Annotated in this window: 15 protein-coding genes and 1 pseudogene; 6 read left to right on the forward strand and 10 right to left on the reverse strand. The window is 65.5% G+C overall.

The genetic code is table 11. The features are described 5' to 3' along the window. Entirely contained in the window at window positions 1-1902 is a 1902-nt protein-coding gene (locus NATGR_RS11635; protein ID WP_005579502.1) for a NosD domain-containing protein, read from the reverse strand. Window positions 1903-2028: 126 nt separating this feature from the next. Here NATGR_RS11635 and NATGR_RS11640 point away from each other — a divergent pair, with 126 nt between their 5' ends. Next, a complete protein-coding gene (locus NATGR_RS11640) occupies window positions 2029-2628 on the forward strand; it encodes a nitrous oxide reductase accessory protein NosL (protein ID WP_015233614.1) in 600 nt (199 codons plus the stop codon). A gap of 3 nt (window positions 2629-2631) precedes the next feature. Here NATGR_RS11640 and NATGR_RS11645 read toward each other — a convergent pair whose 3' ends face one another. Both NATGR_RS11645 and NATGR_RS11650 read right to left on the reverse strand, forming a co-directional pair. Beyond that, entirely contained in the window at window positions 2632-3480 is an 849-nt protein-coding gene (locus NATGR_RS11645) for a sulfite exporter TauE/SafE family protein (protein ID WP_005579504.1), read from the reverse strand. Next, window positions 3477-4151 (reverse strand): SCO family protein, encoded by a 675-nt coding sequence (locus tag NATGR_RS11650; RefSeq protein WP_005579506.1) that lies wholly within the window; start codon window positions 4149-4151, stop codon window positions 3477-3479. The genes NATGR_RS11645 and NATGR_RS11650 overlap by 4 nt, the downstream gene beginning before the upstream one ends. Window positions 4152-4286: 135 nt before the next feature. Between NATGR_RS11650 and NATGR_RS11655 the strand changes: the two genes are divergently transcribed. Further along, window positions 4287-4871, forward strand: coding sequence for a nitrous oxide reductase accessory protein NosL (locus NATGR_RS11655; RefSeq protein ID WP_015233615.1), 585 nt, complete (start codon window positions 4287-4289; stop codon window positions 4869-4871). A gap of 84 nt (window positions 4872-4955) precedes the next feature. Here the strand turns inward: NATGR_RS11655 and NATGR_RS11660 are convergent, their stop codons facing one another. From NATGR_RS11660 to NATGR_RS11685, 6 genes are all read right to left on the reverse strand, one after another. Beyond that, window positions 4956-6056 carry an ABC transporter ATP-binding protein gene (locus tag NATGR_RS11660; protein WP_005579508.1) on the reverse strand — a complete coding sequence of 367 codons (1101 nt, stop codon included), beginning with the start codon at window positions 6054-6056 and terminating at the stop codon, window positions 4956-4958. Continuing rightward, window positions 6053-6868 carry an ABC transporter permease gene (locus NATGR_RS11665; RefSeq protein ID WP_005579509.1) on the reverse strand — a complete coding sequence of 272 codons (816 nt, stop codon included), beginning with the start codon at window positions 6866-6868 and terminating at the stop codon, window positions 6053-6055. Before NATGR_RS11665 ends, NATGR_RS11660 begins: the two co-directional genes overlap by 4 nt. Further along, a complete protein-coding gene (locus NATGR_RS11670) occupies window positions 6865-7812 on the reverse strand; it encodes an extracellular solute-binding protein (protein WP_005579510.1) in 948 nt (315 codons plus the stop codon). The genes NATGR_RS11665 and NATGR_RS11670 overlap by 4 nt, the downstream gene beginning before the upstream one ends. A gap of 200 nt (window positions 7813-8012) precedes the next feature. Beyond that, window positions 8013-8861, reverse strand: coding sequence for an ABC transporter permease (locus NATGR_RS11675; RefSeq protein WP_005579511.1), 849 nt, complete (start codon window positions 8859-8861; stop codon window positions 8013-8015). Between the two features lies 1 nt (window position 8862). Then, window positions 8863-9639 carry an ABC transporter ATP-binding protein gene (locus NATGR_RS11680; RefSeq protein WP_005579512.1) on the reverse strand — a complete coding sequence of 259 codons (777 nt, stop codon included), beginning with the start codon at window positions 9637-9639 and terminating at the stop codon, window positions 8863-8865. Beyond that, entirely contained in the window at window positions 9636-11564 is a 1929-nt protein-coding gene (locus NATGR_RS11685) for a NosD domain-containing protein (RefSeq protein WP_005579513.1), read from the reverse strand. The genes NATGR_RS11680 and NATGR_RS11685 overlap by 4 nt, the downstream gene beginning before the upstream one ends. Before the next feature lie 169 nt (window positions 11565-11733). Here NATGR_RS11685 and thiD point away from each other — a divergent pair. Continuing rightward, a pseudogene (thiD, locus tag NATGR_RS11690) lies at window positions 11734-12528 on the forward strand (bifunctional hydroxymethylpyrimidine kinase/phosphomethylpyrimidine kinase); the annotation flags it as partial. 6 nt (window positions 12529-12534) lie between these two features. Here thiD and NATGR_RS11695 read toward each other — a convergent pair. After that, the gene (locus NATGR_RS11695) at window positions 12535-13731 is read right to left on the reverse strand and encodes an outer membrane protein assembly factor BamB family protein (RefSeq protein ID WP_005579517.1); all 1197 of its coding nucleotides are present in this window, start codon (window positions 13729-13731) and stop codon (window positions 12535-12537) included. Between the two features lie 143 nt (window positions 13732-13874). Here NATGR_RS11695 and NATGR_RS11700 point away from each other — a divergent pair, with 143 nt between their 5' ends. From NATGR_RS11700 to NATGR_RS11710, 3 genes are read left to right on the forward strand one after another with little or no spacing between them, the layout of a single operon-like run. Next, complete coding sequence (locus tag NATGR_RS11700; RefSeq protein WP_049887864.1) at window positions 13875-14204, forward strand: tRNA-binding protein; 330 nt, start codon at window positions 13875-13877, stop codon at window positions 14202-14204. A gap of 58 nt (window positions 14205-14262) precedes the next feature. Further along, a complete protein-coding gene (locus NATGR_RS11705) occupies window positions 14263-15678 on the forward strand; it encodes an APC family permease (RefSeq protein WP_005579521.1) in 1416 nt (471 codons plus the stop codon). Next, window positions 15675-16370: a universal stress protein gene (locus NATGR_RS11710; protein ID WP_005579523.1), complete on the forward strand. Its 696-nt coding sequence runs from the start codon at window positions 15675-15677 to the stop codon at window positions 16368-16370. The genes NATGR_RS11705 and NATGR_RS11710 overlap by 4 nt, the downstream gene beginning before the upstream one ends. Window positions 16371-16383: the final 13 nt, after the last annotated feature.

Genomic DNA, 16383 nt, shown 5'->3' on the forward strand with positions numbered 1-16383 from the left:
TCAGCCGGCCGGACAGTCCCGGTCAGGAGCCTCCCACGCGGTACGCTCGAGCAACTCCGGATTCGCCGGTTCACACAGCGGTGCCAGGTCGACGATGCTCTCCGATCGCATGCCGGAGACGGAGTCTTCGAACGCGGCGAGTGCGTCGGTCGCGGGTGCGTGAGCGAGCGTCTCGGTCCCGTCGACGCGGTGGAGGCGTTCGTCGACCGGGTGGGTCGGTGAGTAAGAGCGTTCGAAGACGTCGCCGTCGGTCTCGCCAGTCGCGCCGTGCCAGAAGTTACCGCTGCCGTCGTCGGTCCAGACGCGGAGTGCACCGAGGCGTGCCTCTGCGTCCTCGTAGTTGCCGACGAAGTCGTTCGCTCGCACCCGATTCGTCGGGAGGAGCTGGTTCGCCTGGGCACCCAGGGCGTTGCCCGCGAGGACGTTGTGTTCGTAGATGGAGTTGCCCGCCGCAGTCGTCAGCCCGACTTCGGCGTCGGTCACGAGGTTGTTGGCGACGTACGAGCGCGAGCCAGCGGTGAGAATGCCCTGCGAGCCTCCTCGAACCTCGTTCCCGACGATGGCGTTGTGTTCGGGGTCGGTCATCACGTCGATCCCGGTCGACATCGCGTCGTCGATCCGATTGTCCACGATCAGGGTACTCGAGGTGTACATCAGGTGGACGCCGATCCGATTGTTCTCCAGGCTGTTGTTTCGGTAGACCAGTCCGTCGGATCGGTGGGCGTAGACGCCATCCCGGCCGTCGACGAACCGCGAATCTGTTACGACGGCATCCGTCGAACGCATCGCAAGCACGCCCATGTAGCCGTCGCTCCAGTGGTCGCTCCCGTAGACAGTGACGTTTCGGACGACGGTTTCGGGACTGTCACGGAGCAAGACGCCGTTCGACGGCGTCTCGATCGTCACGTTCTCGACGGCGGCGTGTGAGCCGTTGACCTCGATCCCGGCGTCGCCCTGTCCGTACGCCATCTCGAGCGGATCGTCGCTCTGGGAGTCCACGTCGCCGGCACCAGGTTCGGCTACGTCACCGACGCCGGTGATCTCCAGGTCGGTGACGGCAGCGCGGTCGGCATCGAGCGTGAGAACCGTCCCGTTGTCGTCACCCTGGAGCGTCGCGTTGCCGTCGCCAGCGATCGTGAGTGGCCGGTCGACCTCGATGCCGTCCGGCACGTCGTGGTCGCCCTCGAGCAGAATCGTCGACTCCGCCGGTGCCGCCTCGAGTGCGTCGGCGACGGTCTCGACGTCGTCGCCGACGACGACTTCCACCGGCCGGTCCTGCAGCGTCTCCGCGTCTGCGACGAGGGCGTCTGCCCGTGCGTGTCTGTCGTCCACTCGGTCGCGGACGACGTCGGCGTCGTCGACGCTAAACTCGGACTCGAGGAGTTGGGCCCACTCGAGGACGGTGCCGTCGTGGGCCGTTGCGAACGCCTCGGCGTCCGACTGGTCCGAGAAGGGGACGACGGTTTCGCCTGCAGGTGTTCGTGCCTCGCTGTCGACGACGAACGCGGCTTCTTCGGCGTCGACCCAGCCGATCGAGTCCGCGGCGATCGGGTGTCCTTCCTCCGAGAGTTCGAGATTCGTTTCACTGTAGTCGGAGACGTGGACGGAAAGCGGGTAGCCGAACCGATCCTCGTGACCTGCCGCCTGGCTGTCGTCGACGAACCGTTCGATCCCGTTGTAGCCGACGACGTACTCGTACTGCGAGTAGAAGACCTGTGCCTGCGGAACGTCGATCTCGTCGTCGTCGGGTGCGTTCTCGAGGACGACGCCGGTCTCGACGGTGTCCTCGAACGGGACTGGGTCGGGCGATGTCGATCCGGGATCGGCGACGAAGAGACCGACGACGCCGGCAATTCCGACGGCGAGCGCGAGCGAGAGGAGGAGACGACGCGGGACGGCCATTGTCGTGTCACTCTCGGTGAGGGCGGCTCATAGTCGGTCTGGTACGTACATCGAAGGTCGAGGCCGGTATCCGAGACGGCACAATCGACCGTGTGCGTTTTACGGAGTGCGCTCTTTGCTCCGGTAATGGCAGGCTCTGCCCACTGCTCGTGGCACCGCCGTCGACTACTCGCTACCGTCGGTGCCGGCACTGTGGCGGGACTCGCCGGCTGTTCTAGCGACGACGGTGAGAGCGACCAGACCGTCGCAGATCCAGACGAGGAGCCGTCTCCCTTCCTCGTCGCCCATCCCGGTGACGAGCCAAAGGACTTCGAGAGCCAGCACATGTGTGGCGTCTGTTCGATGGGCGTCGTCGACTACCCCGATCGAAACGCTCAACTTGCCCACGAGAACGGCGACGGGATGATGCTCTGTAGCCCGGGCTGTCTGTTCGCCTACTCCGTCGCACCCAAGCACTTCGACGGTCCCGACAGCGAGGTCGTTGGCGTCTGGGTGACCGACTTCGATACGGGTGAACTGATCGACGGCTTCGACGCCTACTACGCCCTCGAACACGACGAGAGGCGGGCAGACGACCCGATGGGTGTCGATCCACGCGTCTACGAAGACGAGGAACTAGCACTCGAGTACGTCGACCGGTACGACGATCTAGGCGAGGACGACGTCATCACGTTCTCGGCGGTCGACGAAGACGTCGCTCGGATCTACCGAAGTACCCGTCTTTGACGCTTATAGCGGCTGGTAGTACGGAATCGGCGGATGTGGCAGAGGAACGCCGAACATCGCGAGCCCGTGTTGGAGCGGAACGTAGCCGAGGACGACGAACCCGACGCCAAGAACACGGTGAAGTCTGACTCTGGTCTCGAGGCTGAGCGACTGGAAGAGCGTTCCGTACACGAAAAGCGACGGAACGGTGCCAACGCCGAGCGCGGCGAGTCCCAGAAAGCCGCCGACAGGAGACCCCTGAACGAACGCATAGAGGAACGCCGGGTAGAGCAACGGACAGGGCAACAGTCCGTGTGCCGCCCCGAGACCGGCGATCCGGCTGTCGCCGACCCAGTCGTCGACGTTCGCGAGCAAGCGTCCGTGGACGCGCTCGAGGAGTGCTCCGACGAACGGGAGACTGATCGATCCGCCGACGAGTCCGCGGCCGAGCAGGTAGTGGACCCCCATCGCGACGATCACTGTCCCGACGACGATGCCGGCGATCGCGTGGACGTCGGTGGCGACCGCGGTCACGGCCTGTTGCGAGACGAAGACGACCGCGCCTGCGAGCCCGAACAGCCCGCCGAGGACCGCGTAACTCGCCGTTCGTCCGAGGTTGAACAGCGCGTGCTGTTTGACCATCCCGACGGTCAGTTCGTTTCTCGTCGATGATCGATCGTTCTGGGCCCGGAGCCGGTCGGAGTAGGTCGTCACCAGCGGCCCACACATCCCCAGACAGTGAGCGCCACCGAGCAGCCCGATCAGCGCGAAGACGACGAGACCGACCGGTTCGACCGCTGCCGCGTCCAGCGTCGGGTCGTGACACGTCTCGAGGACGACCGCGCCGATCGAAGCTGAAGTGGTCGTCGTCATTCCCAGTCGTCGAGTACCTGTTCGAGGTCGTTCGTCATCTCGGTGGGATCTGGGTTTTCGCCGCGGTAGCTCCGTTCGACGTAGCCGTTCGGGTTGACGAGGAACGTGACCGTGATGTGAAGGAAATCGTACTCGTCACCGAGTTCTTCGCGTTCGAAGGGGATACCGAGGTCGTCTTCGACGACGGATTTCGCTCGTTCGTGGTCTTCGGGACGGAGGTAGTGCCAGTTTCCTGCCTCGAGGTCGACGTCTAGCAGTCCGGCGTGATGGGAGAGTTCGTCGGCCGTATCGCGTTCGGGATCGAACGTGATGGCGAGAAATCGTGCCTGGTCGTCGATTCCTTGCTCGAGCGTGTTCGCCTGAACTGTCGAGAGCGAGTCGATGAGTGGAATACACTCTGCTGGACAGCTGGCGAAAAACGCCGTACAGAGCAGACATTCGTCGATCTCATCGATGTCGACGGTCGTCTCCTGGACCGGGTCCGGAAGTTCGAACGACGGGAACGGGTCGCCGTGGGTCGGATAGATCGGTTCGCCCCGGTCTTCGACGTCGTCCGGGGGGCCGAGCACGATATCGTCGCTCGCTTCGTCGCCGAACGTTCCAGTCAGACAACCGGCGACAGCCGACAGACCGGCCGCCGCACCGACACCCAGAACAGCACGTCGATTCATTGGGCCAACCTAGCTACGCGACTGGCAAGTAGGATCTGGTGTAATCGTCGAATGTTGGACAGTGCCTTCGTGGCGGAGAGCACGGTTCGGCAATCGAACCACACTCGACTTACCGTCTTCCTTCCAAGGAACGGTATGGAGTCGACGGCACCAGGAGACCGGAACGGACCGACGCGTCGAACGCTACTTGCCGCTGTCGGTGGCGTTGGCCTCGCGACACTTGCCGGCTGTTTCAGTGGGGACGTTCCCGAACCGATCACGATCGGCGACGTGCAGACCTGTGACCAGTGTACGATGGAGATCGGACAGCACCCGGGGCCGGTCGGACAGACACACTACGCCGACCCCGAAGCCGTCGTCGACGAGGACCGACCCGCGCAGTTTTGCAGTTCGACGTGTACGTACACCCATACTTTCGAACAGGAAGACGACGGTCACGATCCCCAAGTCGTCTACCTGACCGACTACTCGAGCGTCGAGTACGACGTGGAGACGGACGCCGGTATCGAGGAGATCAGCAGCCACCTCGAAGCGGACGCGTTTGCGACCGTCGACGATCTCTTGCTGGTCGTCGACAGCGACGTCTACGGCGCGATGGGGCCGTCGATGGTCGGCTTTGCCGACGCCGACGAGGCCGAAACCTTCCAGGAGGAGTACGGCGGCGACCTGTACGAACACGAGGACGTGACGCGCGAACTAGTCATGTCGCTTATGGGTTGACCGCCTCCCACGACTGAACTCATGAGACGTATGGGTAAGAGGCAGGGCTAAAGCCGTGGCTTTCTCCTGTAGTTCGTGTAACGATCAGGACGGCGTCGGCTCGGTCCCGGCGTGTTCTTCGTGGCTCGTTTCGAAAATCGTCAGTTTCCCCGGGGAGAGGTCGAGTCCGACGACGTCACCGACCGACGGTGGAGGCGACGTCTGTGCGACGACGAGTTCCTGACCGACCTCGAGCCGAACGGTCACGTCGTAACGGCGACCGAGATCCGCGACGTGGTCGACTTCGCCCGTCAGTGGTGACTCGGCCGAGTTCGACGAGTCCACCGCGAGATCGGACGGCCGAACGTGACACGTGACGGTCTCGCCGACTGCGGCGTCGACGCTCGAGTTTGCCAGTGTCACCTCCCCGCGGACGCCGTTGCCCTCGAGTGCGAGCGTCGGCGGCTGTCGCTTGCAGACGGTCGCGGAGAAAGTATTCGACCGGCCGAGAAACGACGCCACGAACGGCGTCGGCGGCGACTCGTAGAGACGGCGTGGCGAACCGATGCCGGCGACGTGTCCGTCGTTCATCACGACGAGGCGGTCTGCAAGGGCCATCGCTTCCTCCTGGTCGTGCGTGACGAAAAGCGTCGTCACGCCGGTTTCACGCTGGATGCGAGCGATCTCCTCGCGCAGCCGTTCGCGCAACGTCCGGTCGAGCGCCGACAGCGGTTCGTCGAGCAGCAATACGTCCGGTTCCGGTGCCAGTGCTCGTGCGAGTTCGACTCGTCGGCGCTGGCCGCCGCTCAGTTCGGCAGGGTAGGCGTCACGTTGCGCCGAGAGGTCGACCAGTGCGAGGTAGTCGTCGACGACGCTGTCTCGCCGGTCAACGTCGACGTTCTGGGCCGCGAGCCCATAGGCAACGTTCTCGCCCACAGTCATGTGGGGAAACAGCGTCGACTCCTGGAAGACGACCCCGACCTGTCGTTCCTCTGGCGGGAGCGTGGTGACGTCCCCGTCCCGGAGTAGTACTCGGCCGGCAGTCGGCGAGACGTGGCCTGCAATCGCCTGCACGATCGTCGTCTTCCCGCAACCGCTGGGTCCGAGGATCGCGACCAGCTCGCCCTCCTCGAGTTCGAACGAGACGTCGTCGACGGCGGGCTCGGTCCCGTACTGGTGTGTCAGGGCATCGATCTCGAGGGTCATCGGTCGATCACCGTCGGGACGCGACCGAATCGCTGGACGGCAGCGAGCACGACGAGCGTGATCGCAAGCAGTGCAAGCGCGAGCGGGACGATCGCGTCGATCCCGCCGGAGATGAAGTCCACCCAGATCCGGGTCGGCATCGTCCGTGGGTTGTACGCTACCATCATCGTCGCGCCGAACTCGCCGATCGCCCGTGCGAACGTCAGGACGATCCCGGCGACGATCGCACCCCGGGCAAGCGGCAAGGAAACGTGCCAGAACGTCGCTATTGGGCCGTAGCCGAGCGACCGGGAAGCCTGTTCCAGGCGGTCGTCGACAGCGCCAAAGCCCGCTCGAGCGGTGATGACGACGAAGGGGGCGGCGACGAACGTCTGGGCGAGGACGACTCCGATCAGGCTGTCCGTGAGCGGCACACCGGCGGCGGCGGCGGCCGATCCGATCGGCGTGAATCGCCCGACAGCAGTCAGCAACATCGCACCGCCGACGACCGGCGGGACGATCAGCGGGAGGATCACCAGTGCCTCGACGAGCCGTTTCCCGGGAAACGACTGCCGGGCGAGGACGTACGCCAGTGGCACCCCGAAGATCGTCGCGATAGTCGTCGAGACGGGTGCAGTGAGCAGCGAGTTGCGAATCGCCATCTGGGCCTCCGAGGACGCGAGCCCGCCGAGGACGTTCGCTGCTCCAGTCCGCGAGAGAAAGGCCACGAAAGGAACAGCGAAGTAGGCGAGCAAGAGCGCGCCGAGCGTCGCCGGGACGAGCAACTCGGGAGTTCGGACTGTCCACCGGGATCGGCGGTGTTCAGTACTCATCTCTCGACCTCCTCGGGGACGTTGCCGGACGGACGGGGAAAGCTTTCTCCGACGGTCAATCCCGCGTCCTCGAGCAGGTCGGGATTGTCGACGAGAAACGCCACGAGCTGGTGGCCCGCGCCCGGGTCGTCGGCGTCGTCGACGACCGTCGCGTTGTAGGTGACTGGCCGCCCTTCGGCCGTGTACCCCTCCTCGTCGGTCGTGTAGCTGGCCATCGCGTAGTGGTCAGCCAGTTCGGGATCGGCGAAGTTGTACGCGGCCGGAAACTCGAGAAACGGCATGTCGTGATCGACCGCCATGTTCCGGTAGACGATCGCACCGGCACGTGACCCGCTTTCGACGCCAGCCATGATCTGTGGCTCCTCTGGTTCCTTGTAGACGAGTGCGAGCATTTCCTCGCGGAACCCGTCGAGGTCGTGTTCGCTCTCCGCGAGTTCGAACGCCTGGATGGCACGATAGCCGAGCGGGTCGAGATCCGGGTCGCCGATCGCGAGGTCTCCCTCGTCGGCGTCGAGTGCGAGTTCGTACCACGACTCCCCGTCCTCGAGCCGTCGACCGAATTCGGTGTCGTCGTTGTAGCCGATTCCAACGCTGTTTGCCGCAAACTCGAGGTCCCAGTCGGTAAATTCGTCGTAGAGTCGATCCCGGAGAAGCGTCGCGTCGGCGCTGGCGACGACGTCCGGATGCTTCGTCCGGTCTTCGATCATTCGCATCACGGCGTTCGTACCGTAGTATTCGCCGTGGACGTCGATTCCCGTTTCGTCTTTGAACGCCGGCCCGACGTGGTCCTCGAACGTGTGTGCGAGACTCCCGGCCGATAGCACGCTCACCGAGGGCGTGCTCCCGAGACAGCCCGCGACGGTGAAGCCGGCGACGCTTCCGACTGTACCGAGTAGCGCGCGACGACGTACACGAGAGTCAGTGTGATCGCCAGTAGTGCTCATATGGTCGTGTTCGGCCTCGTCAGGACATATAACCAGTTCCGGTTCTTAGAATGTGGGAAAGTAATCTAATATGGTTTCTTCTTCTGGAATAATCGACGGCGAGTTCGTCGGATCAACTGCGTGTGTAACCGGCAACAGTTGCTGAACGTGGCTCACTTTTCGTGCGGAGAGACTCCCCGCCGTTCACGGTCGGACGGCTATCACCGACCGACGCCCCAGATCGCGACCGCGAGCGAGCCGACGCTCCAGACCGCGAAGCCGACCAGACTCGCAAGCGGCGAAGCAACCCGTGGCCCCGTCCCCGAGGCGACGATCACGGTCGTCTCGAGGACGAGCCCGCGGTAGGCACTGAGCGGACTGACCGCAAGCGAGTACAGCAGGTCGGCGTCGCCGATCACGCCTTCTGCGAGGCCGTAGACGAGCGCCAGGTCGAACCCGATCAACAGGGCGACGAGCGCGACGACCGATAGCCCGAGGGCGCTCCGGGTGCCGCTGACGAGCGATGAGATAGCAACGGCAACAGCGAGCACGACTAGTCCGAAGAGGACGGTCAACACGAGAAACCGGGCGAAAAGCACCGGCGAATCGGCTCCAGTGTGTGTCGCATAGATGGCGACGGCGTCGTCACCGGTGACCGCGATCGCAGCCGCGACGAGAGCGAGTGGGATCGCTATCGTCGCCGCCAGCCCCACAGCCCGCCCGGCATAGACGCCGAGCACGATCTCGCGTGGAGAGACCGGATACGTCTCGAGAACGTCCAGTTCGCCTCGCTGCTCGTCGGCGAGTATCGCCCGGTAGCCGAAGGCGACGGCGACGATCGGGACGAGCAACTCGAGCGGTGTCAGCAGGTCGACGGCCGTCGGCAGGTAGCCGGCCGTGTAGCCGTCGCCGATCCACGTGATTCCGAGGACGACGGCCGCGAGTGCGGCCGCGAGCAGGTAGAACGTCCGGGTACGGATTACCGTCCGTAGTTCCCGGCGAACGATCGTGGCGAGGCGGTACCCCGTCGCTGGCGTGGCGTTCGGTTCGCGTTCCGTCTCCGCGCTCATCTCAGGAACTCACCCCCTGGACGCGGACGGTTCCCGCGTCGGCGGCGACCGACGCCTCGTAGACGTCACGCAGCGAGTCGACCTCGAGTTCGGCTGTGATCGCTGCGGGCGCGCCCTGGCGGACGATTCGGCCGTCGTCCAGTACCGCGACTTCGTCGGCAGTCCGTTCGACGAGTTCGAGGTCGTGAGAACTCAACAGGACGGCCGTCCCCTCGACTGCGAGTTCCGTCGCGACGTCGAAGACGTGTTTGCTCATTCCCGGATCGAGCCCGCTGGCTGGTTCGTCGAGAACGACGACCGGTGGATCGCCGATCGTCGCCTGCGCGACGCCGACCAGTCGGGTCATCCCACCGGAGAGTGCCTCGACGGGTCGGCCGGCCGCGTCCTCGAGACCGACTGCCTCGAGTCGTTCCATCGCGTCGGACTCGTCGGCCCCGACGAGTGACGAGTAAAACCGAAGCGTCTCGAGAACGGTGAACCCAGGTCGGAACGCGGGCTGCTGTGGGAGGTAGCCAATACGGCGAGTCGCGGCGTCACCGTGGTAGGTGACCGAGCCATCGGTCGGTTCGAGCAGCCCTGCGAGAACCCGAAGCAGGGTCGTCTTCCCGGAGCCGTTCGGGCCGATCAGTGCGGTTACGTCGCCGCCGTCGACGGTCGTCGAGACGTCGTCCAGCACGGAGACGTCGCCGTAAGCGTGATCGACGGCCGTCGCTGCCAGTATCGGCGTTCGGGTCGCGTTCGATGCAGTCGTCGCTGTTGTCGATGTATCCTCTGTCATGGTGTCGTCGTTCGATCACAGGACCACGCTCGATCCTCCCAGGCGGTTCCCTCGAGCAGGTCCGGGTTGTTCGGTTCACACGTCGGTGCCAGGTCGACGCTGCTGCCGGTCCGCATGCCGGGAACGCTTCCCTGCAGTCCGGCCATCGCGTCGAGTGCGGGAGATCGAGCGAGCGTCGGCGTCCCGTCGACCCTGTGGAGGCGCTGGTCGACGGGAGCGGTCGGCGAGTAGGCCCGGTCCGTTCGTTCGTCGGACTCGAGGCTGAACGGTCCTTGCCAGTAGTTGCCGACGCCGTCTTCGGTCCAGATGCGAAGCGGTCCGGTGCCGGCTTCACCGTGGACGTCGTTGTCGACGAAATCGTTCGCGTACACCTGGTTCGTCGGCAACAGCGATCGTTCTTTGGCCCCGATCTCGTTGCCGGCGACGACGTTGTGCTCGTAGATCGTGCCCGTCGAGTCGATACGAAGCCCGACGCGACTGTCCGTGAGGACGTTCCCCGCGACGTAGGAGTCGCTGCCGCTCACGAAAATCGCGTACTCGTCGCTCCGGACGTCGTTGTCGACCAGAGCGTTGCGCTCGGGGCCGGTCATGACGTAGATGCCGGTGTTTACCTGGTCGTGGACGTCGTTTGCTGCGACGAGCGCCTCGGACGTGTGCATCAGGTGGACGCCCAGCCTGTTCCCGTCGAAAGTGCTGTCACGAACGACGAGTTCCTCGGACTGGTGTGCGTAGAGTCCGTCGCGCCCGTCGTACACCGTCGACTCCTCGACGACGATCGGCGAGTGGACGGTGAGGATGCCAGCGTGGCCGTCGGTCCAGGCCTCGGGACTGTAGACGGTCGCGTTCCGGACGACCGACTCGCCGCCGCGTCTGATGATGATCCCGCTGGCGGAGGAGTGTACCGTCACGTCTTCGACGAGTGAGTCACTCGCGGTGTGCATGGCGATGCCAGCGTCGCCGCCGGCGTAATTCTGTTCGAACGTCGCATCCCACTCCTCGTCTTCCGGGTCGTCGCCGGGCAACTCGTCTGCTCCCGTTCGCTGCGCTCCCGAACCCGTGATCTCGAGACCGACCAGTCCCGTCCGATCCGCAGTCGCGGTGACGACCGAGCCGTTGCCGTCGCCACGGATCGTCACGTCACCGTCACCAAGGAGGGTGAGCGGGCGCTCGATCTCGAGGGTCTCCTCGTACTCGCCCTCGGGAACGCGGATCGTCGTGTTCGCGGGTGCCTCCTCGATCGCTTCCTGAATCGTCTCACTGCCCTCGCCGACGACGGTCGAGATCGGACGGTCCCGGAGGTCGGCAGTCGCTTCGACACGCCGGTCGGCGTCGGCGTGTTGGTCGTCGACGCGGTCGCGAACGACCGACGCTTCGTCGCGGTCGAACTCCGTCTCGAGGAGTTGTCCCCACGAGCGGACCGTCCCGTCGTGGGCATCGGCAAACGCCGTCGCGTCCGCCTGACTAGAGAACGGCACGACGGTCTCGCCAGTCGGTGTGCTCGCCTCGCTGTCGGTGACGTACCACGCGCCCTCGGCGTCGGTCCAACCCGGCTGACCGTCGGTGACGGGGTGTCCCTCCTCGGTCAGGTCGACGTCGACACTCGAGTAGTCGCTGACGTAGACGACGAGTGGATAGCCGAACCGCTGGGTGTACCCCTCGGTTCGCTGTGTCTCGACGAACGTTTCGACGCCGTAGTAGCCCACGACGTACTCGTACTGGGAGTAGTAGACCTGTGCTTTCGGGAGTTCGACGTCCGCGTCGAGACCGTGCTGGTCGGCGGCCGAAAGACCGACCGAAACTGTGTCGTCGAAGGGTGCTGGCTCTGGAGCAGTCGAGTCGACATCGACCACGAAAAGACCGGCCACGACAGCCACGACGACGAGGACGACACTCACCGCGACGATACGTCGGAGACGACCGGACACAGTCGACGTTAGTGCAGTAGCTACGTATACCGTTTGGTTCGGGTATCGAACGGACCGAATACGAACGCTCGAGGCATCTCACGGGAGTTGTCGCGACCTCGATCGTGGGTGCCGTCGGGCGAGCGCCACTATCATCAGCCATTAGTATAACCAGTGAATACGTGCTGGTATGCGAACGCCAACACCCGATGCGCCCCCTGTCGCCCTGTCGATCGCTGGCAGCGACTCCGGCGGTGGAGCCGGAATCCAGGCCGACCTCGCGACGATGACCACCCACGGCGTCTACGGGACGGCTGCGATCACGGCCGTCACGGCCCAACACACTCGCGGCGTCGAATCCTCGTTCGTACTCCCACGCTCCGAGATCGCCGCCCAGATCGACGCCGTCGTCGACGACTTCGACGTCGGCGCGGCGAAGACGGGGATGCTCGCGACGACCGAAGTCGTCGAGCTCGTGACCGACCGCGTCCGGGACGAGCCGTTTCCACTGGTCGTCGACCCCGTGATGGTCGCCTCCTCCGGCGACCGACTGCTCGACGAGGACGCCGAACGCGCCTACGCGGATCTGCTCGCCGAGGCGACTGTCGTCACGCCCAACGCCGACGAGGCCGAGGTCCTGACCGGAATCGCCGTCGAGGACGACGCGAGCGCACACGAGGCCGGCGAGGCCATCCTCGAGTTCGGTGCCGACGCCGCACTCGTCAAGGGCGGCCACGTCCCCGGCGAGACCGTCCGGGATCACCTCGTGACGCCCGAGGGAACGACGACGTTCGAACACGAGCGGGTCGACACCGACGCCACCCACGGCTCTGGCTGTACGCTCGCGGCCGCCATCACGGCACGACTGGCTCGAGGCGAAGCCCTCGAGGCCGCCGTCGAGGGTGCGACTGACTTCCTCTCACGGGCGATCGAACGCCATTACGATGTCGGGCAGGGGCCGGGTGCGGTCAACCACGCGGTGGATCGATAGTCAGTTCTCGACCAGGTAGAGGTTCCCGTCCCCGAACGGGCCGGCGGAGGGGACGACGGCGAGTCGATCGCCGACGGCAGCGATCGGTCCCCTGAGTCGCAGATCTTCCTCGCGCCAGCGGACGGTGCCGTCGGGTTCGACCGCGAAGAGTCCCTCGTTGGGCGTCCCGAAGTAGACGCCGTCGGCGACGGCCGTCGGTCGGTCCGTGGTGGTGCCGGTCGAGATCGACCACAGCCGGTCGCCCGACTCGAGGTCGATCCCGTACGCCTGCGAGCCCGCGGGCAGGTAGACCCTGCCGTGGGCGACGGCAGGCGTGATGCTCGAGCCCGCACCTCTGTCGAACTCCCAGACCGTCTCGCCGCCGTCGCGCTCGAGGGCGTAGAGCCGTCCATCTCGAGTACAGGCGAGGACGACGTCGTCCGAGACGGCCGGCGGCGAGAAGAACTGGTCCAGCCCGGTCCGGCTCCAGAGCCGTTCGCCGTCGGCGAACGCGGCGACACCGCCTGCTTCCCTGCTGCCGGTCGCGTAGACGACGCCGTCGGCGACCGCGAGACCTTCGGCTACCGGCGTTCCGGCCCGCCAGTCGATCGAACCGGTGTCGGGATCGATGGCGACGGCGTCGGGGCCTGACGAGAACGCGGAACCCGACTCGAACGCGTAAATCCGGTCGCCCGCGTGTACGGACGACCCCCAGCGGATCCAGGCGTCGTTCGTCCAGAGTTCCTCGCCGTCGTCGGCGTCGAGCGCGTAGCTACCGTTGTCGGAGGTGACGTAGACGACCTCGCTGGTCACCGTCGGAATCGAGTGGACGCCAGCTTGCGGATCTGCCTCGTAGGACCAGCGTCGCTCGCCGCCGTCGCCGTAACAGACGATGTCGCCAGCGACAGTGCCGAAGTAGAGCCGATCCTCGACGACAGTGACCCCAGCGCCGAGGGACGTATTGATCCCGGAGCCGTCGGTCGTCACCTGCGTGGACTCGAGGTCGGCCTCGAGCAACTCGGCGTCGGGGTTGTACCCCGTGTTCGCGGCGTCGAACCCGTCTTCGGGCCAGGCGACGGTGCCGTCGTCGTAGCCGCTACGGTCGCGGTCCTCGATCGATCCTCGTTCGTCGCCGAACGCGGAGAGACAGCCGGCAGTCGACGCGAGCGTGGCGGCGGAGAGGCTCGTCACGGCCTGGAGGAACGGGCGGCGATGCATATCGGATGCCTCGCCGGACCCAAACGCAAACGTTTTGATTGGATCGGCGGACTGGCACGAGCGGTCACGTGGCGGAGCAAACGGACGATATCCGGACGACTCGAGGCCGACGGTCCTTTGAGGATTCGCGTCCCGGGGTTCGTATAGTCGAGAACCCCTTCGACGTCGAGATCCGCGTCGGTGAAGTGCTCGAGGCCGAGGCGTTCCCCGAGGCACGGAAGCCGAAGATGGCCAAACTCTGGATCGATCTGGGCGAGGAAGGCGGCGAGATCCAGTCGGCCGCACAGCTCGATCACCACTACGAGCCCGACGAACTCGAGGGGCGACAGGTCCTCTGTGCGACGACCCTCGGGACGGTGCAGGTCGCCGGATTCAAATCCGAGGCGCTGACCGTCTGTGTGCCCGGCGAGGAGGAGTATCCGGTGCTCGTAAAGCCGGACGAGGAGGTCCCGCTGGGCGGGCTCCTGTTCTGATCGGCGGTTGCGTGGTTCTAACAGTAGAGCTATACGTCCGGCTCGAATCACGCCCACTATGGGTGAGACGTCGACCGACGGCACGAACGTCGAGGGAGAAGCCCCCCGGATCGAGCCGACGGTCGAAACCGACGAAGCAACATACACTGACGACGCCGAACTCGAGCGGACGCTCGGACTGACGGGCGGACTCGCCATCGGTATCGGGACGATGATCGGCGCGGGTATCTTCGTCTTTCCGGGGCTGGCGGCGGAGCAGGCCGGACCTGCGGCGTCGGTTTCGTTCGCCATCGGTGCCGTCGTCGCCCTGCTGGTCGCGTTGCCGGCCTCGGAACTCGCGACAGCGATGCCCAAGAGTGGCGGCGGCTACTACTTCATCTCGCGTGGGCTGGGAACCCTCGCGGGGACCGTCGTCGGCCTCTCGCTGTGGTTCGGGCTGGTGTTCGCGACGGCGTTTTACCTCGTCGGCTTTGGCTACTACGCCGTCGACACACTTGCGGAACTCGGGATCGCGGTCGGCGAGGAATTGGTCATCCCGATCGCCCTGCTGTTCGGTGCCGGGTTCACCGTCCTCAACGTGACCGGAACCGAGAACGCGGCGAAACTCCAGAACGGGATCGTCGCGCTGTTGGTCTCGATCCTGGTCGTCTTCCTCACCTACGGCGGGCTCGACGCGGCCGGGGTCGTGGGCGAACCGAGCGTTCCCGAGCAGTTCGCGCCCGCTGGGATCTTCCCCATATTCACGACTGCCGCGCTCGTGTTCACCTCGTATCTCGGCTTCGCACAGGTCGCGACCGTCGCCGGCGAGATGAAAGACCCCGGCCGGAACCTGCCGCTGGCGATGGTTGGCTCGGTACTCGTCGTCGGCGTCCTCTATGTGGTAACGATCTTCGTCGCGACGAGCGGGCTCGGGAGCGAAGCCCTCGGCGACCTCCGCGAGACAGCGATGGTCGAGGTCGGTCGCCACTATCTCGGCCCCGTCGGAGCCGTCGCGATCGTCTTCGGCGGCCTGCTGGCGACGATGTCCAGCGCCAACGCCTCCGTGTTGAGCACGTCCCGCTCGATCTATGCGGTCTCGAGGGACGCCCTCCTACCACAGGAGGCGAGCCGGATCAACCTTCGGTACGGCACGCCACACGTCGCACTCGGGATGGCCGGCGGCCCGATCCTCGTGTTGACCGCGACCGGGAAGGTCGAACTGCTCGCGGAGGTCGCCTCCTTCCTCCATCTCATCATGTACGGGCTGATCTGCGTCGCGCTGATCGCCCTGCGTCGCGACGAACCCGAGTGGTACGATCCCGACTTCCGGGTGCCGGGCTACCCCGTCGTCCCGGCACTGGGTGCGGTCTGTAGTTTCGCGCTGATCCTGTTCATGCACTGGACCTCGCAGCTCATCGGCGTCGGGATCATGATCCTGACTACCGTCTGGTATTTCTACTACGCTCGCGACGTCGACCTCAAAGGCAAACTATGACACGTATACTCGTTCCACTGGCGATACTCGAGGGAGAAACGGTGTCGGCCGGGCTCGCCGACCTGCTCGAGCCGATGGACGTGACCGTGCTGGGCTATCACGTCCTGCCCGAGCAGACGCCGCCCGACCAGGCACGACTGCAGTACGAGGACCGCGCGACCGCCGCGCTCGAGGACCTCGCGACGGAGTTCGGTGCGGCGGACGGCACCGCGGACTACCGGCTGGTGTTCACCCACGACGAGGAACAGACGTTCGACCGCGTCGCGACGGAGACGCGCTCGGACGTCTATGCCATCCCGGGCGCGACGGGACCTATCGATCGCCTGCTCGTGGCGCTGACCGGCGACGTCGCCGTCGAACGCATCGTCTCGTTCGTGACCGACCTGGTCGGCGACCGCGACATCGGCGTCACGCTGTTTCTGGCGACCGACGACGAACGTTCCGGTGAGCAACTGCTCGAGGCGACTGCCGTGAAACTGTTCGACGAGAGACTCCACGTCCGGACCGACCTCGCGGTCGACGAGCCGCCGCTCGAGGCGCTCGTCGACGCGGCTGCCGACCACGACGCCATCGTCATGGGCGAGCGAGCGCCGTCGCTGCGGACGCTGGTCTTCGGTGACGAAGCCGAACGCGTCGCCGCCGAGTCGGTCGGCCCGGTACTAGTGGTGAGACATCTCGAGAGCGACGACTGATCCAGCCTCTCGA

This window comes from Natronobacterium gregoryi SP2 (genome assembly GCF_000230715.2).
Taxonomy (GTDB): Archaea; Halobacteriota; Halobacteria; order Halobacteriales; family Natrialbaceae; genus Natronobacterium; species Natronobacterium gregoryi.